This window comes from Caulobacter sp. CCH9-E1 (genome assembly GCF_001556515.1).
Classification (GTDB): Bacteria; Pseudomonadota; Alphaproteobacteria; order Caulobacterales; family Caulobacteraceae; genus Caulobacter.
The window spans coordinates 13863-31889 of the sequence record NZ_LSJA01000084.1 but is presented as its reverse complement, the minus strand read 5'-3'; the positions used below and the strand labels follow the sequence as shown (position 1 = coordinate 31889).

The window sequence follows — 18027 nt, the reverse complement described above, 5'->3', positions numbered from 1 at the left end:
GCGCCGTGCGCCGGACGATCTGGTGAAGGTGTGCGGCGGGCGAGGGCGTCCGCCTCGACGGAGGTCGCGTGGATCTGAAACCCAGCGAACGATGGATGGCCATCGCGGGCGTGGCGGTGCTGTCGCTCATCGCCGTCGCGGGATTCGCGATCGCGATCTACGCCGCCTGGCTGTTCCACGATATGCCCGACGCTGGCGAGCTGCAGGACTATCGGCCGCCCACGGCCACGCGCGTCTACGCCTGGGACGGCACCCTGATCGGCGAGTACTCCAAGGAGCGCCGGATCTTCATTCCCTACGACCAGATTCCGCCTCAACTGGCCCAGGCCTTCCTGGCGGCCGAGGATCGGAACTTCTTCACCCACGGCGGGGTGGACGTCGGCGGCCTCTCGCGCGCGATGATCAACAATGTCGGCAACGCCATCCGCGGCAAGCGGCTCGAGGGCGGCTCGACGATCACCCAGCAGGTGGCCAAGAACGTTCTGCTGACCAGCGACGCCACGGTCGGCCGCAAGTTCAAGGAAGCGATCCTCGCCAGCCGGCTCGAACAATCGCTGACCAAGCAGCAGATCCTTGAGCTCTATCTCAATGAAATCTGGCTGGGCTATCGCTCGTTCGGCGTCGGCGCGGCGGCCTACAACTATTTCGGCAAGTCGCTGCCCGACCTGACCTTGGCCCAGTGCGCTTATCTGGCGTCGCTGCCGAAGGGGCCGGACAACTACCACCCAATCCGGAACAAGGCCAAGGCGATGGCCCGCCGCAACTGGGTGCTGGGCCAGATGGCCGAGCAGGGCTGGATCACCAAGGCGCAAGCCCAACAGGCAATGGCCGAAGACCTCGTGGTGCAGGCCGCGCCCAAGCGCGCCGCCTATCGCGACGCCGACTACTTCGTCGAGGAAGTGCGCCAGCGCGGTATGGCGACGCTCGGCCCGCGGCTCAACGAGGGCGGCTACTACATGCGCACGACCCTGGATCCGCGCCTGCAGACGGCCGCGCGCATGTCGCTGATGGACGGCCTGGAGCGCTACGACCGCCGCCACGGCTGGCGAGGCGCGTGGGGCCATGTGGAGTCCACGGATCTCAACTGGGAAAAGACCGCCCTGGCCAAGCCGATCCCGTCTGAACGCGGCGCCTGGCGTCCGGCTCTGGTGACCTCCAACGGTGGCCAGGTGCGCCTGGTGAAGGGCGAGGGCGAGGGGCAGATCGTCGGCGAGGACATGACGTGGGCCAAGGCCGGCAAGGGCCTGAAGGCGGGGGACCTCGTCTTCGTCGAGAAGGCCGCGAGCGGCGGCTATCGCCTGCGGCAGGTGCCGGCGGTCAACGGCGCCCTGGTGGCGATGGAGCCCTATACCGGCCGGATCGTGGCCCTGGTGGGCGGCTACAGCTACTCGCTGTCGAACTTCAACCGCGCCACCCAGGCCAAGCGCCAGCCGGGCTCATCGTTCAAGCCGTTCGTCTACGCCACGGCCCTGGAGAACGGCTACACGCCCGCCAGTGTGGTGGTCGACGCCCCGATCACCCTGAAGGGCGCCAACGGCCAGGACTGGAGCCCGGAGAACTATCACAAGGAGTTCTACGGGGCTCAGCCGTTGCGCAAGGGCCTGGAGCAGTCGATCAATGCGATGACCGTGCGCCTGGCCCAAAGCGTCGGCATGAAGAAGATCGTCGACTTCGCCAAGCGCGCCGGCGTGGTGAAGGACATGGACCCGGTGCTGGCCATGGCGCTGGGGGCGGGAGAGACCACGCCGTTCAAGCTGACCGCCGCCTACGCGCCGTTCGTCAATGGCGGCCGCCGGGTCGAGCCGCACCTGATCGAGGTGGTCCACGATCGGGAGGGCAAGGTCATCTTCCGCGCCGACAAGCGCGACTGCGAGCGCTGCAACGCCGGCTTCAACGGCGACGAGAGCCCGCGCTTCGCCGCGCCGGGCGAACAGATCATGGATCCGGTCACCGCCTACCAGATCACCTCGATGCTGCAGGGCGTGGTCCAGCGCGGCACCGCCGCCGCCGTCAGCTCGCTGGGCCGTCCGCTGGCCGGCAAGACCGGCACCACCAACGAGTACCGCAGCGCCTGGTTCGTCGGCTATTCGCCCAATCTGATCGTCGGCGTCTTCTTCGGCTTCGACGACAACCGCTCGCTGGGCGAGGGGGAAACCGGCGCGGCCGGCCCGGTGCCGGTGTTCATGGACTTCATGAAGGTCGCCCTGGAAGGCCAGCCGGTGGCCGACTTCAAGCCGCCCAAGAACGCCAAGTTCGCTCTGGTGCGCGGCGTCCGCGAGGCTTTCCGGCCGGGCACCGAGCCCAAGGTCGAGGTCATGCCCACGGGGCCAATCCCGTACAACGAGCTGACGCCGGGCCTGCCGCCGGTTCCGCAGCCCCAGGCCCAGCCCGGCAAGCCGCCGCAAAAGGTCGATCCGCTCAGCGGCCTCTATTGATGTCATTGCGCGGGGGAGCGACGCGCGCTAGAGCCTGCCCGGTTCAGATTCCATCTGAACCGGATCAGCGGGCTCTAGATTCAAAAGTTTAGAGCGCGCCCGAGCGGGTTAAACGCGCACACTTAACCCTGGCGCGCTCTCCTCCCGCGCCCTTCAACACTGTCACGGAGTTACGTGATGCGACCGGATGTCGAGGCCGCCGCGGCCGACATCGAGCAGTCCGTGGGACTGCTCAGGAGGCGTCTTTGACTGGGACGTCGCTCTCCGCAAGCTCGATGAGCTGAACGCTCGGGTCGAGGACCCGACCCTGTGGGACCGTCCGTCCGAGGCGCAAGCCGTCTCGCGCGAGCGCGCCAACCTCGCCGCCAAGGTCGAGGCCGTGCAGTCGATCGAGCGCGACCTCAAGGACGCCGTCGAGTACGCCGAACTGGCGGACATGGAAGGCGATGAGGAGTCGCTGAACGACGCCCGCGCCCAGCTGAAGGCCCTGAAGGGCCGCGCCGGCCGCGCCGAGCTCGAGGCTCTGCTGTCGGGCGAGGCCGACGGTAATGACGCCTATATCGAAATCAACTCCGGCGCCGGCGGCACCGAGTCCTGCGACTGGGCCGGCATCCTGCTGCGCATGTACACCCGCTGGGCCAACGCCCACGGCATGACGACCGAGCTGATCGAAGAGACCGACGGCGACCAGGCCGGCATCAAGTCGGCCACGCTGCTGGTCAAGGGTCCGAACGCCTATGGCTGGCTGAAGACCGAGGCCGGGGTGCACCGCCTGGTGCGCATCAGCCCCTATGACAGCAGCGCCCGCCGCCACACCTCGTTCGCCTCGGCCTGGGTCTATCCGGTGGTCGACGACACCATCGAGATCGAGATCAATCCCGCCGACGTGCGGACCGACACCTATCGCGCCTCGGGCGCCGGCGGTCAGCACATCAACAAGACCGACTCGGCCGTGCGCCTGACGCACATTCCGACCGGCATCGCCGTGGCCTGCCAGGCCGGCCGCTCGCAGCACCAGAACCGCGAAGAGGCCTGGAAGATGCTGCGCGCGCGCCTCTACGAGGCCGAGCTGCAGAAACGCGAGGCCGCGCAGCAGGCGCTGGAAGACCAGAAGACCGACATCGGCTGGGGCCACCAGATCCGCAGCTACGTCCTGCAGCCCTACCAGATGGTCAAGGACCTGCGGACCAACGTCGAGACCTCCGACACCCAAGGGGTGCTGGACGGCGACCTCGACGCCTTCATGGGCGCGGCCCTGGCCCAGCGGGTCGGCGCCACGCGCGACGCGGCCGAGGCCTAGGACCTACGGCTAAAGGCCTCTGAAAAGCCAAACGCCCCGGAGCGATCCGGGGCGTTTTTCCTTGTCAGGCCTCGACCGGAGTGGCCGTGATGGCCAGGACTTCCGGCTCGGGCGTCGGCTGGATCGGGGCGGGCGGGCGCTGGAACTTCAGGCTGCGGCCCTGGAAGTAGGCGCCCGATTCCATCGACAGCTGCTCGTGGGTGATGTCGCCATCGACATAGGCGGTGCCATAGAGGCGGACCTGCTTGGCGGTGATCGAGCCGACGATGCGGCCGCGCACCTCGACGAGGTCGGCCTGGACGGCGCCCTCGACATGGCCGGTCTCGCCGACGCTGAGGCGCGCCACGCGGATGTCGCCGCGCAGGATGCCATCCAGTTGCAGCTCGCCTTCGCCCTCGATCGAGCCTTCGATCGTCAGATCGGCGGACAGCAGCGAAGCCACCTTCGGCGTCGCGCGACGCGTGGGGTCGGCGGGGTTGCTGGACGGCAGGGCCGCCGGCGCCTCGACGCGGCCGGCGGCCTTGGGGCCCGACTTAGCTTGTTTGCTGAACATACTCACCAGCCCTCAAGAAGCGGTTGGGGTTCTGGGCCTTGCCATTGACCCAGACTTCGTAATGCAGGTGCGGACCGGTGGAGCGGCCCGTCGAACCCATCGCGCCGACGCGCGAGCCGATCGCCACCCGCTGGCCGACGCGGACGCCGATCGAGGACAGGTGCGCGTAGCGAGTCTTGAAGCCGCCGCCGTGATCGATCTCGACGGTGTTGCCGTAGCCGGCGCGGACGCCTGTGAACGACACGACGCCCGGCGCGGTGGCCATGATCGGCGTGCGCATCGCGCCGGGGAAATCGAGCCCCGAGTGGAAGGCGGGACGGTGCGTGAACGGATCGAAGCGGACGCCGTAGCTGGAGGACAGCGCCGGATTGCTGGTCGGCTTGTAGAGCGGCAGCTTCTTTACCGCCGCGCCCAGGCTGCGCATGTCCGACATGTCGTTGGCGGCGTGCTGGATACGGCTGGCGAATTCCTCATCGACGTCGAGGACGGCGGCCAGGGCGCGCGGGTCCTTGGCCTCGATCAGCGGGCCGCCCAGCGAGACGCCGCGGCCGGTGAACGAGCTGGCGTCCAGGCCGGCCATGCGCATCGCCAGGCGCAGGCGCTCGGCGCGGCTCTTGGCGAAGCCCTCGGCGGCGTCGATCAGGCGTTCCTGATCCATCCGGGTGGCCTGGATGCGTTCAACCGGGCTGGCGGCCAGCAGGCGCGGCTTGGCGACCTTCAGGGCGTCGGCGGCGCCGGGCACGCCGCGGAAGTCGGAGACCAGCAAGGCGAGGGCGGCGTGACGCTTCTCGACCGAGGTGGCTAGCTCGTCCAGGGAGCCGTTGGTGGCCGACAGCTGGGCCACGGCGCTGTTGAGGCGCGCCTGGCGGTCGGCGTTCAGGCGCTCGTAATAGGCCTTCTGCTTGATGACCTGCTGGTCGGTCGAGCTGACCGACAACGCGTTGATCAGCATGGCGGCGGTGCAGACGCCCATCCAGAGCGCGCCCACCGCAACGCAGCCCGCGCCGATCAGTTGTTTGTTCGTGGACAGAACATAGCCGCGCATCTCGCCGCCGGAGCGGACGTAGACATGCCGTTCAGGGAACAGACCTTCGAGAGAGTGCCGCAGCCGCCTAAAGCGCTTGATCGCCATCGTCCCAGGAAACCCCCCGTTTCAGGTCCGGGGGATATGGAACGATAAAACGCTAACGTGCAAGACTCTTCGCGCCCCCTAAAGGACGTGACTCGCGAAAAATCATTTTGCGCTTCGATCCTTAACGTTTCCTGACCAACAGGACTACACGTTAACCGCGTAAGGCTCAGAAACGCCACAGGTTGCGACCTAGATACAACACTCGCTCGGCGGAAGCGTTCCCGACTGGGGCGGACTTACTTAATAGCCTTGGCCGCGTTCATGACCGCTTTGATGTGACCCGGCACCTTCACCTTGCGCCAGACCTCGCGAACGACGCCTTCGCGGTCGATCAGGAAGGTCGAGCGGTCGATGCCCATGTACTTGCGGCCGTACATGCTTTTCTCGACCCATGCGCCATAGGCCTCGACGATGTCGCCCATCGGGTCGGCGGCCAGCTCGATGGTCAGGTCGTGCTTGGCGCGGAACTTGGCGTGCGAGGCGACGCTGTCCTTGGAGACGCCGATGATCACCGCGCCCAGCTTCTGGAACTCCTCGACTTCCGACGAGAACTGCAGCGCTTCGGAGGTGCAGCCGGCGGTGTCGTCCTTCGGATAGAAATAGAGGACGACGTTCTTGCCCTTCAGCGCCGACAGGCTGACGCGACCGGTGTCGGTCGGGAGGTCGAAATCAGGGGCCTTGTCGCCGGGTTGCAGCATCGGTCGCTTCCTCGATCACTCGGAACAGGTGAGGGGCCCGGACGGGCCGGTCAAGTCAGTCCGGGCATACGATAACTAAACGGGCTTCACCAACACGATCTTCTTCTTGCCGGCGGCGAGCTTGACCACGCCTTCGACGAGATCGGCCGAGGTGATCGTCCGGTTGGCGTCGGCCTCGGCCTTGTCATTGACCTTCAGGCCGCCGCCCTGGGCCAGGCGGCGGGCCTCGCCTCGGGAGCCGGCCAAGCCCGCATCGGCGAACAGGGCCGCCAGCACGATGCCTGCTTCCAAGTCCGCGGACGGAACCTCGAAGGTCGGCAGGTCAGCCGAAAGCGTCCCTTGCTCGAACGCCTTCTCGGCGGCGTCGCGCGCCTTGCGGGCCTCTTCCTCGCCGTGGGCCATGCGGGTGGCCTCGTCGGCCAGCACCTTCTTGGCCTCGTTGATCTGGGCGCCTTCGAGGGCTTCCAGCTCGGCGATGCGGTCCAGCGGCAGGTCGGTGAACAGCTTCAGGAAGCGACCAACGTCAGCGTCCTCGGTGTTGCGCCAGAACTGCCAGTAGTCGTAGGGGCTCAGCTGCTCGGCGTTCAGCCACACGGCGCCGGCGGCCGTCTTGCCCATCTTGGCGCCCGACGCGGTGGCCAGCAGCGGCGTGGTCAGGCCAAAGGCGCTCTTCTGGTCGACGCGGCGGGTCAGTTCGACGCCGTTCAGGATGTTGCCCCACTGGTCCGAGCCGCCCATCTGCAGCACGCAGCCGTGGGCGCGGTTCAGCTCCAGGAAGTCCACCGCCTGCATCAGCATGTAGTTGAACTCGAGGAACGTCATCGGCTGCTCGCGCTCCAGGCGCAGCTTGACCGAGTCGAAGGCCAGCATCCGGTTGACGGTGAAGTGCACGCCGTACTCGCGCAGGAACTGCACATAGCCGAACTTGGACAGCCAGGTGTCGTTGTCGACCATGATTGCGTCGGTCGGCCCGTCGCCGAAGGTCAGGAACTTGGCGAAGACCTGCTTGATGCCGGCGATATTGGCCTGGATGTCGGCGTCCGACAGCAGCTTGCGGCTCTCGTCCTTGCCGGTGGGATCGCCGACCTTGGTCGTGCCGCCGCCCATCAGGACGATCGGCTTGTGGCCGGCCTGCTGCAGGCGGCGCAGCAGCATGATCTGAATCAGGCTGCCGACGTGCAGGGACGGCGCGGTGGCGTCAAAGCCGATGTAGGCGGTGACGATCCCGGCCGAGGCGGCCGCGTCCAGTTCCTCCGGATGGGTGATCTGGTGGATATAGCCGCGCGCCTCCAGGGTTCGCAGGAACTCTGACTTGAAGGACGAGGCGGCGGACATGGATCGACTCTCTATTTGACTTGGCGGGCCGTCTAGCACGGCGGGATTGGATTGTGAGGCTTTCATTTCAGACTCCGGGGAGGGGCCGGAGCGCATGATCGACTGTTGAGAGAGCGACCCCGGCGAGGCGGGGGCTAAGCGACGTGTCTGGTCGGCCTCCCGCTATGGCAGCGGGCGGTAATAGGGGCGGGCCAGGACGAAAGCGTCGATCATGGGCCTAGCTACCGTTTCGCGGCCGTGGCAGTCAACGCTCCCATGAAGATCCTGGGATTCATGACCGGCACCTCGCTGGACGCGGTCGACATGGCGGTGCTGGAGACCGACGGCGTCGAGATCCAAGCCTTCGGGCCGGCGGGGGAGCGCAAGCTGCGGGAAGTGACCCGCGATCTCCTGCTCAAGACCACAGACATCGCCCGGGCCTGGCCGCGCGGTGAGCCCGAGCCCGCGATCTTTGACGACGCCCGCCGCGCCGTGGCTGACGAGCATTTCCAGGCCGCGACGAGCTTCCTGGACGAGCACGGCCTCTCGTGGAGCGACTTCGACCTGCTGGGCGTGCACGGCCAGACCGTTCTTCACGAGCGTCCGACGGCCGAGCGGGTCGGTCGCACGGTGCAACTGCTGGACGCGCAGGGCCTGGCCGGCTTGGCCGGACGTCCAGTCGCGTTCGACTTCCGCACCGCCGATGTCGCCGCCGGCGGGGAGGGTGCGCCGCTGGCGCCGATCTATCACGCCGCTCGCGCGCGGGCCTCGGGTCTAGCTGCGCCGGTGGCGGCGCTCAACGTCGGCGGCGTCGCTAACATCACCCTGATCGGCGCGGACGGCGCTCTGCTGGCCTTCGACACCGGGCCCGGAAACGGCATGATCGACCTGATGCTGCAGGAGCGGGGCCTGGGCCGCTTCGACGAGGACGGCCGCCTGGCCTTGGCCGGCCGCATCGACGAGACCGCCTTGGCGAGCCTGCTCGACAGCGCCTATTTCGACGCGCCGGCGCCCAAGTCGCTGGATCGCTACGACTTCTCGCTGGCGCCGGTCCAGCATCTCTCGGCGGAGGACGCGGCGGCGACCCTGGTGGCCTTCACCGCCGAGGCGGTGTTCAAGGCCTTCGCCCAGACCGGCGAGACGCCCAGCGCCCTGATCGTCTGCGGCGGCGGCCGACACAATCCGGCGATCATGCAGACCCTGGCCAGGCGCGCTCCCGTGCCGGTTCAGACCGCCGAGGCCTATGGCTGGCGCGGCGACAGCATCGAGGCCGAGGCCTTCGCTTACCTGGCGGCCCGCACGGCCAAGGGGCTGCCGATCAGCTTCCCGGGCACGACGGGCGTGGCGGCGCCGATGACTGGCGGGCGGATCGTCGAGCCCTGATGCGCCCAGACTTGGTCACAATTTTGGATTGAGCTTGCGCGGCGTTGAAGTCGAGGGCGAGCATGATCGGGATTCTGTTGGCTGTGTTGCTGGTCACGAGCGACGCGCCGTCCCTTAGTCCGCGCGCCGCCGAGTTGATCGCGCCCGTCCGCCAAGCTTTAGACACCGAGCGCAAAGCTCAAGCCGCCCTGCCGCCGCCGGCGAACGACTCGGAAAGGCTGGAGCGTATGGGACGGTTGGATCAGGTCGGACGGCGCGTCCTGATCCAGATCGACCTGTCCGTGCTGCCGGCCGAGGAGCTGAAGGCCGCTGAAAAGGCTATGTGGGCGCCGATCGAGGAAGCTGACGCCGAGAATGAGAAGGCCTTGCTGGCCATGGTGCCGCCGGAAGGCTGGTTTCTAAAGAGCCGCTATGGGGACAGAGCCGCGAAAGCGGCGTTCAATATCGTCCAGCATTCGAACCTCGAGCTCTGGCGGCGATTCGTGCCCGTGCTCGAGCCGCTCGTGGCTAGTGGCGAGGTCGATGGCCAGAGCTACGGCCTGATGTATGACCGGCTGGCGCTTAATGAGGGACGACCCCAGCGCTATGGCAGTCAGATGGTCTGCAAGGACGGCAAGTATGTAGTCGACACGCTAGAAGCGCCGGAGGCAGTGGACGAACGCCGAAAAGCCATGGGCTTTCTTACGCCGCTCGCTGAATATGAAGCGGCGTTCGCCAAGTATCCGCCCTGCAATTGATCGCCAACGAAAAAGGCCTCCCGGGAGGGAGGCCTTTCTGACGCCCTAGATCGGATTTTCCGCCAGGCGCTTGTCGAGATAGTCGCTGACGCTCTTCTCGACGCTGGGCAGGTGCTCGGTCCAGAAGTGGCTGGCCTTGTCGATGACCTCGTAGTCGATCGTGATGCCCTTCTGGGTGCGCAGCTTGGTGACCACGCGCTCCACCTCGACTGGAGGGGTGATGGTGTCGGCCGAGCCCGTCAGGAACAGGCCCGAGGCCGGGCAGGGGGCCAGGAAGCTGAAATCGTACATGTTGGTCGGCGGCGAGACCGAGATGAAGCCGTCCGTCTCGGGCCGGCGCATCAAAAGCTGCATGCCGATATAGGCGCCGAAGTCGAAGCCGGCGACCCAGGTCTGGCTGGCGGCCGGATTGCTGGTCTGCAGCCAGTCCAGCGCCGTCGCCGCGTCGGCCAGCTCGCCGATGCCGCTGTCGAACTCGCCCTGGCTGCGGCCCACGCCGCGGAAGTTGAAGCGCAGGGTCGCGAAACCGCGCTTCATGAACAGGTGATACAGCTGCACCGAAACCGGATGGTTCATGTGACCGCCGGCCTTGGGGTGCGGGTGCAGGATCAGGGCGATCGGCGCCGTCTCGGTCTTGCCCGGAGAATAGCGACCCTCGATCCGTCCAGACGCGCCGGTCAAAATCACATCAGGCATGTCGTCCCCTTCAGCTGGTCAGCGGCCAAAGTCCCGACGATTTGATCGCCAGAATACTTGACCACTGCGCTTGGTCTTCCTAAATCGCAGCCAGCAAGCGGACCGAGGTCCGCGCGCGAAGTCGCGGCTTGTAGCACACGCAAAAGCCGATGCGCGCGGAATCTGCAAGGGGTAAGGCTGATGCGCCTGAGCACGAAAGGGCGATACGCGGTCATGGCGATGACCGACCTGGCCAAGCGTCAGGACGAAGGCGAGGGCCGCGCCGTGGCCCTGGCCGAGATCGCCGCGCGCCAACAGATCTCGCTCTCTTATCTGGAACAGCTCTTCGCGCGCCTGCGCCGCAAGGGGCTGGTGATCAGCGCGCGCGGCCCTGGTGGCGGCTATCGCCTGTCCAAGGCCGCGACCGAGACCTTCATCGCCGACATCGTGCTGGCGGTGGACGAGCCGCTGCGCGCCACCCGCTGCAACTTCACCAAGGGCCAGGCCAAGGGCTGTATGGCCGGCGGCGAACGCTGCATGACGCATGATCTCTGGGAAGAGATGGGCCGGCAGATCCACGGCTACCTGGCCAGCGTCTCGGTCGCCGACGTGCTGAAGGGCGAACTTCGTCCGGCTCGCCCGCTGGAGATCGCGGCCGAGTGAGCATTTCCCGCACATCGGTCTATCTCGACTACAACGCCACGGCGCCCCTGCGGCCGGAGGCGAAGGAAGCGCTGCTGCGCGCGCTGGAGAGCCCAGCCAATCCCTCATCGGTCCACGCCGCCGGCCGCGCCGCCCGCGACGTCGTCGAGCGCGCCCGGGCCGAGGTCGCCGCCCTGGTCGGCGTCCCCGCCGGCTCGGTCACCTTCGTCAGCGGCGGCACCGAGGCCAACGCTCTGGCCATTGAAAGCGCCAAGGCCGCGGGTGTCGAGCGGATCATCATCTCCGCGATCGAGCATGACGCCGTCACCGAGACCGCCAAGGCCTCCGGCCTGCCGGTCGAAGTCCTGCCTGTGGATAACAATGGCGTCGCCGATCTCGATTGGTTGGCGCAAGCGCTTGAAAAGCCGGGCAAGACCCTGGTCGGTCTGATGCTGGCCAACAACGAGACGGGCGTCATCCAGCCTGTGGATAAGGCCTCCGCCCTGGTGCGCGCCCACGACGGCTGGCTGCATGTCGACGCCGTTCAGGCCGCCGGCAAGATCGCCATCGACTTCTCCGGCCTCGGCGTCGACACCATGGCGCTGTCGGCCCACAAGCTGGGTGGGCCGCAAGGCGTCGGCGCTCTCGTGGCCGGGACCCGCGCGACCGTCACCCGTCGCCTGCACGGCGGCGGTCAGGAGCGCGGCCGCCGGGCGGGCACCGAGAATGTCGCCGGGATCGCCGCCTTCGGCGCGGCGGCCAAGGCGGCCCAGGAAGGCCTTGCCTCGATGGCCGAACAGGCCCAATGGCGCGACGCCCTGGCCCAGCGGCTCAAGGCGGATGGCGCGATCGTGCTGGGCGAGGGCGCTGATCGCCTTCCCCAGACGTTGTGTATTGCGGGCGAGGGCTTTGGCTCCGAGGTCCAGGTCATGAACATGGACCTGGCCGGGATCATGGTCAGCGCCGGCAGCGCCTGCTCGTCGGGCAAGGTCAAGGCCAGCCGCGTGGTGGAAGCCATGGGCCGCGCTGATCTCGCCGCGTTCGCCCTGCGTATCAGTGGCGGCTGGGCGAGCACGGAAGACGATTGGATCAAATGCGGCGACGCCTGGCTCGCCGCCTGGAAGCGTATCGGCGCCCGGCGCCGGGAGGTGGCTTAGTGGCCGCGGTCAAGCAGACTATTGATACCGTCGCCGCGCTCGAGAAGTACGAGCACGGCTTCACGACCGAAATCGACCAGGAGTTCGCCCCCAAGGGCCTCTCCGAGGACATCGTGCGCTTCATCTCGGCCAAGAAGGACGAGCCGGAGTGGATGCTGGAGTGGCGGCTTGACGCCTATCGCCGCTGGTTGGCGATGGACGAGCCCGATTGGGCCAAGGTCAGCTATCCGCCGATCGACTACCAGGATGCGTATTACTACGCCGCGCCGAAGACCAAGGAGGGCCCCAAGAGCCTGGACGAGGTCGATCCGGAGCTGCTGGCCGTCTACGAAAAGCTGGGCATCCCTCTGAAAGAACAGGCGGTTCTGGCCGGCGTCGAAGGCGCGCCGCGCTACGCCGTGGACGCCGTGTTTGACAGCGTCAGCGTCGTGACCACCTTCAAGAAGGAGCTGGCCCAGGCCGGCGTCATCTTCTGCTCGATGAGCGAGGCGATCCGCGAGCACCCGGAGCTGGTCCGCCAGTACCTGGGCAGCGTGGTGCCGACCTCGGACAACTACTTCGCCTGCCTCAACAGCGCGGTCTTCTCGGACGGCAGTTTCGTCTACGTCCCGCCGGGCGTGCGCTGCCCGATGGAGCTGTCGACCTATTTCCGGATCAACGCCAAGGACTCCGGCCAGTTCGAGCGCACCCTGATCATCGCCGACAAGGCCGCGTACGTCTCGTACCTGGAAGGCTGCACGGCCCCGATGCGCGACGAGAACCAGCTGCACGCGGCGGTGGTAGAGCTCGTTTTGCTGGACGACGCCGAGATCAAGTACTCGACCGTCCAGAACTGGTACCCGGGCGATCCCGAGACCGGCAAGGGCGGCATCTACAACTTCGTGACCAAGCGCGCCGACTGCCGCGGCGATCGCAGCAAGGTCTCGTGGACCCAGGTCGAGACCGGTTCGGCCATCACCTGGAAGTATCCGTCCTGCGTGCTGCGCGGCGAGGGGAGCTCGGGCGAGTTCTACTCGATCGCCGTCACCAACGGCCATCAGCAAGCCGACACCGGCACCAAGATGATCCATCTGGGCGCCAACACCCGCTCGCGGATCGTCGCCAAGGGCATCAGCGCCGGCAAGTCGACCTCGACCTATCGCGGCCTCGTCTCGGCCCACCCCAAGGCCAAGGGCGCGCGCAACTTCACCCAGTGCGACAGCCTGCTGATCGGCAAGGACTGCGCGGCCCACACCGTGCCTTACATCGAGGCCCGCAATGGCCAGACGGTGTTCGAGCACGAGGCCACCACCACCCGGCTGTCGGACGACCAGCTGTTCTACTGCCAGCAGCGCGGCCTGAACCAGGAGGAGGCCGTGGCCCTGCTGGTCAACGGCTTCGTCAAGGACGTGCTGCAGCAACTGCCCATGGAATTCGCCGTCGAGGCTCAGAAGCTCGTGGCGATCAGCCTGGAAGGGAGCGTGGGATGATGACCGTCACGCTCTACCAGCCGGTGGGCATGGAGGAGCTGCACGACATCAAGGCGGCCGACTGGCGAGCCTTTCCGCCTCACGACAGCGAGCGGCCGATCTTCCGTCCGGTCACGAGCGAGGCCTTCGCGGCCGAGCTGGCCCAGACCTGGAACGCCGCCCATACGAGCTATCGGCGGGGCTACATCGTACGGTTCGAGGTCTCGAAGGTCTTTCTCGACGCCTATGAGAACAAGGTCTCCGGGACGCCGGGGCACGAGGAATACTGGATCCCGCCAGAGGATCTTTCGCTGTTAAACGCCGCCATCCAGGGCCAGATCACCGTCGCCGGAACCTTCGCGGGCCACGACGCGGAATACAGAAAACTCAACGAGACCCATGCTTAAGATCCAGAACCTTCACGCCCGCGTCGAGGACAAGCCGATCCTGAAGGGCGTCACGCTGGACGTGCCGGCCGGCGAGGTCCATGCGATCATGGGTCCGAACGGGGCCGGCAAGTCGACCCTGTCCTACGTGCTGACCGGCCGCGACGGCTATGAGGTCACCGAGGGCGCTGCGACGCTCAATGGCGAGGACCTGCTGGCGCTGGAGCCGAACGAGCGGGCGGCCAAGGGCCTGTTCCTGTCGTTCCAATATCCGCTGGAAATTCCGGGCGTTCCGGCCCTGACCTTCATCCGCACCGCCCTCAACGCCCAGCGCCGCGCGCGGGGCGAGGACGAGGTCGCCGCCCCGGCTTTCCTGAAGCTGGCCAAGGAGAAGGCCGCGGCGCTGAAGATCGACTTCGAGATGCTCAAGCGCGGCCTGAACGTCGGCTTCTCGGGTGGTGAGAAGAAGCGGATGGAAATCTTCCAGATGTCCATGCTTTCGCCGAAGTTCCTCATCCTCGACGAGACCGACAGCGGCCTCGATATCGACGCCCTGAAGATCGTGTCGGAAGGCGTCAACGCCCTGCGCTCGCCCGAGCGCGGCATGCTGGTCATCACCCACTACCAGCGCCTGCTGGACCACATCAAACCCGACAAGGTGCACGTGCTGGCCGCCGGCCGCATCGTCGCCTCGGGCGGTCCGGAGCTGGCCCTGCAGCTGGAAGCCGAGGGCTATGACCGCATCGTGGGGGCCGCGGCTTGACCCTTTCGACCGCCCTCAAGACTGGCGACCTCTCGGCGCTGCCCTCGCGGCGCGACGAGGACTGGCGCTGGACCGACCTGCGGGGCTTGCTGAAGGTCCTGCCGCCGGTCGCGCCGGCGCATGACGGTGATGTTCCGGCCGGTCCGTTCGCGGGCCTGGCGGACGCCGAGACCGTGTTCGTCAACGGCCGCCGCGCAGGCGTCTCCGACGCCGCCTCGGGCGTCGTGGCCCTGCGGTTCGTCGCCCTGGCCGACAAGGCCTCGCAGGGCGCCAGCCACGCCTTGGTCGTCAAGCCGGGCGAAAGCCTCGTCCTGCTGGAAAGCCACGAAGGCCGCGCAGGGGCCTACGTCTCCGACGTCGCGCTCGACATCGCCGTGGGCGAGGGCGCTTCGCTGGAGCGGATCGTGCTGGTCGACGACGAGGCTGAAGCGATCAACGTCGTCACCGCCGAGGTCGCCCTGGCCCCCGGCGCCAAGTTCGCCCAGACCGTCCTGACCTCTGGCGCGCGTCGCCAGCGGATCGAGACCCGCGTCCGCCACCCCGGCGCTCATGCCGAGGTCCGCCTCGACGGCGCCTATCTGCTGGACGCCCAGCGCCATGCCGACCTGACCAGCGTCGTCACCCATGGCGGCCTCGACGGTGTCACCAGCCAGCTGACCAAGGGCATGGTGACGGACCAGGCGCGCGGCGTCTTCCAGGGCCGGATCGTCGTCGAGAAGGGCGCCGACCAGACCGACGCGCGGATGGGCCACCATGCCCTGATCCTGTCGGACAAGGCCGAGATCGACGCCAAGCCCGAGCTGCTGATCTTCGCCGACGACGTCTCCTGCGCCCACGGCAACACGATCGGCGCGCTGGATGACGAGGTGCTGTTCTACGCCAAGCAGCGCGGCATCCCCGAGGCGGACGCCAAGGCCATGCTGACCGTCGCCTTCGTCGGCGAGGTGATCGAGCGGATCGAGCACGAGGGCGCGCGCGCGGTCGCCGCCGCCTGGGTCGCCCGCAAGCTGGGGAGCGAGGCATGACCAGCGCCGTGCTGACACCCCCATCCCCAACCCCTTCCCCGCATGGGGGAAGGGGCTTGGATGTCGACGCGATCCGCGCCCAGTTCCCGATCTTGGCGCGAGAAGTTCACGGCAAACCGTTGATTTATCTCGACAGCGCCGCCAGCGCCCAAAAGCCGGACGCGGTGCTGGACGCGATGATGGGCCTGGCCCGCACCTCGTACGCCAACGTCCATCGCGGCCTGCACACGCTGGCCAACGAAACGACCGAAGCCTATGAAAAGGCGCGGGAAACCGTGGCGCGCTTCATCAACGCCGACCGCGACGAAATCGTCTGGACCAAGAGCGCGACCGAGGCGGTGAACCTGGTCGCCAGCTCGCTCGGCCTGTCGTTGAACGCCGGCGACGAGATCGTGCTCTCGGAGATGGAACACCACGCCAACATCGTGCCGTGGCACTTCCTGCGCGAGCGCAAGGGCGTCGTTTTGAAGTTCATCCCGGTGCTGGATGACGGGCGCCTGGACATGGAGGCCTACAAGGGCCTGCTGTCCGAAAAGACCAGGATGGTCGCCGTCACCCACATGTCGAACGTGCTGGGCACGGTCAACGACGTGGCCGAGATCGTCCGCCTGGCTCACGCGGCCGGCGCGCCGGTGCTGCTGGACGGCTGCCAGGGCGCGGTTCACACGCGGGTCGACATGAAGGCCCTGGACGTCGACTTCTATGTCTTCTCCGGCCACAAGCTGTACGGCCCGACCGGGATCGGCGTGCTGTACGGCAAGGCCGAGCGCCTGGCGGCCCTGCCGCCATACCAGGGCGGCGGCGAGATGATCGGCTCGGTGGCGCTGGATCGGATCACCTACGCCGATCCGCCGCACCGCTTCGAGGCCGGCACGCCGGCGATCCTGGAGGCCGTGGGTCTGGGCGCGGCGATCGAATGGCTGAACGGCCTGGATCGCGACGCCGTCTTCGCCCACGAGCACGCGCTCTATGAGCGGGTCGCCGAGCGGCTGCGCGGCGTCAATGGCGTGCGGATTCTGGGCGAGGCGCCCGGCAAGGGCGCGGTGCTGTCCTTCACGGTCGAGGGCGCCCACGCCCACGATATCGCCCAGGTGCTGGACCGTTACGGCGTCGCCGTCCGCGCCGGCACGCATTGCGCCGAGCCCTTGATGCGCCGTTTCGGCGTCACGTCGAGCGCTCGGGCCTCCTTCGCCCTATATAACACCGAGGCCGAGGCCGACGCGTTCGTGGACGCGCTGGCCAAGGCCCGCAGTTTCTTCAGTTGAGCCGCTTCATGACCGACGCCGCCGCCGTTCCCGAACCCGCTTCCGCTCTCTCGCAGGACGAGCTGAACCGGCTGACCGACCAGCTGATCGAGAAGCTGAAGACGGTCTATGATCCGGAAATCCCGGTCGACATCTATGAGCTGGGCCTGATCTACAAGGTCGACGTCTCGGACGACAAGGACGTGGCCATCGAGATGACCCTGACCGCCCCGGGCTGCCCGGTGGCTGGCGAGATGCCGGGCTGGGTCAAGGACGCGGTCATGGAGATTCCGGGCCTGAAATCGTGCGCGGTCGACCTCGTCTTCGAGCCGCCGTGGGACTCCTCGCGCATGAGCGACGAGGCCAAGCTGCAGTTGAATATGTTCTAGTATCTTTCTTCCGATCTTCCCGGCGAATGCCGGGACCCAGATGAAACCGAGAGCCGTTCCGGATGAATCTGGACCCCGGCATTCGCCGGGGAGGTCGGAAAAAGGGAGTGTTCGAGCCCATGGAACCGACAGTCGCCATACGTCCCCGCCGTCCGCGCCCGAAGGTCGTCACCCTGACCGACGCCGCGGCCGCGCGCGTGAAGGAGATCATGGACAAGGCCGACAAGCCCTATGTCGGCCTGCGCGTCGGCGTGAAGAACGGCGGCTGCGCCGGCCAGGAATACGTCTTCGAATATGCCGAGACGAAGGGCCCGATCGACGAGGTTGTCGAGGACAAGGGTGTCACGATCCTGATCGAGCCCAAGGCGGTGCTGTTCCTGATCGGCACGGAAATCGACTACGAGGTCAGCAAGCTGTCCTCGAAGTTCGTGTTCCACAATCCGAACGAAACCGACGCCTGCGGCTGCGGCGAGAGCGTCACGATCCAGCCCGCCGCCGAGGTTCACGAGTAATGCTGGCCAAGACCCCGTCCTGCGTCGAATGCGGCCTGCCGTGGGGCGCGCCGGCTTTCCGCCATGAGGACGATGCGCCGCTCTACTGGTCCGACACGGGCCTGCTGTGCTCGGGCGGCTGCGCCCAGAAGCATTTCGAGAAGCGCCGCGCCGAGGGGACTTTCGTGGCGATCCCGGCGGAGTGTCCGGTCGAGGTCTGATCGCGCATTGACCGCCGACCGCGGCGCGATCTAA

The 18027-nt window shown here is 67.2% G+C and carries 20 protein-coding genes and 1 pseudogene; 15 read left to right on the top strand and 6 right to left on the bottom strand.

The features are described 5' to 3' along the window. The first annotated feature begins 68 nt into the window (after positions 1–68). Positions 69–2435 (top strand): penicillin-binding protein 1A, encoded by a 2367-nt coding sequence (locus AX690_RS04705; protein ID WP_066684277.1) that lies wholly within the window; start codon positions 69–71, stop codon positions 2433–2435. 177 nt (positions 2436–2612) lie between these two features. Beyond that, positions 2613–3735, top strand: a protein-coding gene (gene prfB / locus AX690_RS04700; RefSeq protein ID WP_156449566.1) for a peptide chain release factor 2 whose coding sequence is annotated in 2 segments (ribosomal slippage) — positions 2613–2681 and positions 2683–3735 — 1122 coding nt in all. Because the reading frame shifts where the segments join, the coding sequence is not laid out codon by codon here. 64 nt (positions 3736–3799) lie between these two features. On the opposite strand, the gene AX690_RS04695 is transcribed toward prfB, so the two are convergent. The 5 genes from AX690_RS04695 to AX690_RS22705 all read right to left on the bottom strand — a co-directional run bounded on the left by AX690_RS04695 (position 3800) and on the right by AX690_RS22705 (position 7666). After that, positions 3800–4288: a polymer-forming cytoskeletal protein gene (locus AX690_RS04695; RefSeq protein WP_066684273.1), complete on the bottom strand. Its 489-nt coding sequence runs from the start codon at positions 4286–4288 to the stop codon at positions 3800–3802. Beyond that, entirely contained in the window at positions 4269–5420 is a 1152-nt protein-coding gene (locus AX690_RS04690) for a peptidoglycan DD-metalloendopeptidase family protein (RefSeq protein ID WP_066684271.1), read from the bottom strand. The genes AX690_RS04695 and AX690_RS04690 overlap by 20 nt, the downstream gene beginning before the upstream one ends. A gap of 236 nt (positions 5421–5656) precedes the next feature. Next, complete coding sequence (locus AX690_RS04685) at positions 5657–6118, bottom strand: peroxiredoxin (RefSeq protein ID WP_066684267.1); 462 nt, start codon at positions 6116–6118, stop codon at positions 5657–5659. Between the two features lie 75 nt (positions 6119–6193). After that, on the bottom strand, positions 6194–7519 hold the full coding sequence (gene tyrS / locus AX690_RS04680) for a tyrosine--tRNA ligase (RefSeq protein ID WP_197426782.1): 1326 nt from the start codon (positions 7517–7519) through the stop codon (positions 6194–6196). Between the two features lie 96 nt (positions 7520–7615). Then, on the bottom strand, positions 7616–7666 hold the full coding sequence (locus tag AX690_RS22705) for a hypothetical protein (protein WP_024265744.1): 51 nt from the start codon (positions 7664–7666) through the stop codon (positions 7616–7618). A 42-nt stretch (positions 7667–7708) separates the two neighbouring features. Between AX690_RS22705 and AX690_RS04675 the strand changes: the two genes are divergently transcribed. Beyond that, positions 7709–8815, top strand: a complete 1107-nt coding sequence (locus AX690_RS04675; protein ID WP_066684264.1) for an anhydro-N-acetylmuramic acid kinase — start codon at positions 7709–7711, stop codon at positions 8813–8815. A 62-nt stretch (positions 8816–8877) separates the two neighbouring features. Next, complete coding sequence (locus AX690_RS04670) at positions 8878–9552, top strand: DUF6624 domain-containing protein (RefSeq protein WP_066684258.1); 675 nt, start codon at positions 8878–8880, stop codon at positions 9550–9552. A 45-nt stretch (positions 9553–9597) separates the two neighbouring features. Here AX690_RS04670 and AX690_RS04665 read toward each other — a convergent pair whose 3' ends face one another. Beyond that, entirely contained in the window at positions 9598–10248 is a 651-nt protein-coding gene (locus AX690_RS04665; RefSeq protein WP_062093300.1) for an alpha/beta hydrolase, read from the bottom strand. 180 nt (positions 10249–10428) lie between these two features. On the opposite strand from AX690_RS04665, the gene AX690_RS04660 reads away from it, so the two are divergent. The 11 genes and pseudogenes from AX690_RS04660 to AX690_RS04615 all read left to right on the top strand — a co-directional run bounded on the left by AX690_RS04660 (position 10429) and on the right by AX690_RS04615 (position 17993). Next, a complete protein-coding gene (locus AX690_RS04660; RefSeq protein WP_066684256.1) occupies positions 10429–10890 on the top strand; it encodes an Rrf2 family transcriptional regulator in 462 nt (153 codons plus the stop codon). Then, positions 10887–12026, top strand: coding sequence for a cysteine desulfurase family protein (locus tag AX690_RS04655; protein WP_066684254.1), 1140 nt, complete (start codon positions 10887–10889; stop codon positions 12024–12026). The genes AX690_RS04660 and AX690_RS04655 overlap by 4 nt, the downstream gene beginning before the upstream one ends. Next, positions 12026–13495, top strand: a complete 1470-nt coding sequence (sufB, locus tag AX690_RS04650; RefSeq protein ID WP_066684253.1) for a Fe-S cluster assembly protein SufB — start codon at positions 12026–12028, stop codon at positions 13493–13495. Before AX690_RS04655 ends, sufB begins: the two co-directional genes overlap by 1 nt. Continuing rightward, positions 13492–13881 carry a hypothetical protein gene (locus AX690_RS04645; RefSeq protein WP_066684251.1) on the top strand — a complete coding sequence of 130 codons (390 nt, stop codon included), beginning with the start codon at positions 13492–13494 and terminating at the stop codon, positions 13879–13881. Before sufB ends, AX690_RS04645 begins: the two co-directional genes overlap by 4 nt. After that, positions 13874–14623 (top strand): Fe-S cluster assembly ATPase SufC, encoded by a 750-nt coding sequence (sufC, locus tag AX690_RS04640; protein ID WP_066684247.1) that lies wholly within the window; start codon positions 13874–13876, stop codon positions 14621–14623. The genes AX690_RS04645 and sufC overlap by 8 nt, the downstream gene beginning before the upstream one ends. Further along, a complete protein-coding gene (gene sufD, locus AX690_RS04635) occupies positions 14620–15648 on the top strand; it encodes a Fe-S cluster assembly protein SufD (protein WP_066684246.1) in 1029 nt (342 codons plus the stop codon). Before sufC ends, sufD begins: the two co-directional genes overlap by 4 nt. Further along, a complete protein-coding gene (locus tag AX690_RS04630; protein WP_231732121.1) occupies positions 15645–16913 on the top strand; it encodes an aminotransferase class V-fold PLP-dependent enzyme in 1269 nt (422 codons plus the stop codon). Before sufD ends, AX690_RS04630 begins: the two co-directional genes overlap by 4 nt. A gap of 8 nt (positions 16914–16921) precedes the next feature. After that, the gene (locus AX690_RS04625; RefSeq protein WP_066684236.1) at positions 16922–17281 is read left to right on the top strand and encodes an SUF system Fe-S cluster assembly protein; all 360 of its coding nucleotides are present in this window, start codon (positions 16922–16924) and stop codon (positions 17279–17281) included. A gap of 26 nt (positions 17282–17307) precedes the next feature. Then, a pseudogene (locus AX690_RS24190) lies at positions 17308–17378 on the top strand (hypothetical protein); the annotation flags it as partial. 22 nt (positions 17379–17400) lie between these two features. Further along, the gene (locus AX690_RS04620; RefSeq protein ID WP_066684302.1) at positions 17401–17793 is read left to right on the top strand and encodes an iron-sulfur cluster assembly accessory protein; all 393 of its coding nucleotides are present in this window, start codon (positions 17401–17403) and stop codon (positions 17791–17793) included. Beyond that, positions 17793–17993: a hypothetical protein gene (locus tag AX690_RS04615; RefSeq protein WP_066684234.1), complete on the top strand. Its 201-nt coding sequence runs from the start codon at positions 17793–17795 to the stop codon at positions 17991–17993. Before AX690_RS04620 ends, AX690_RS04615 begins: the two co-directional genes overlap by 1 nt. Positions 17994–18027 lie beyond the last annotated feature (34 nt).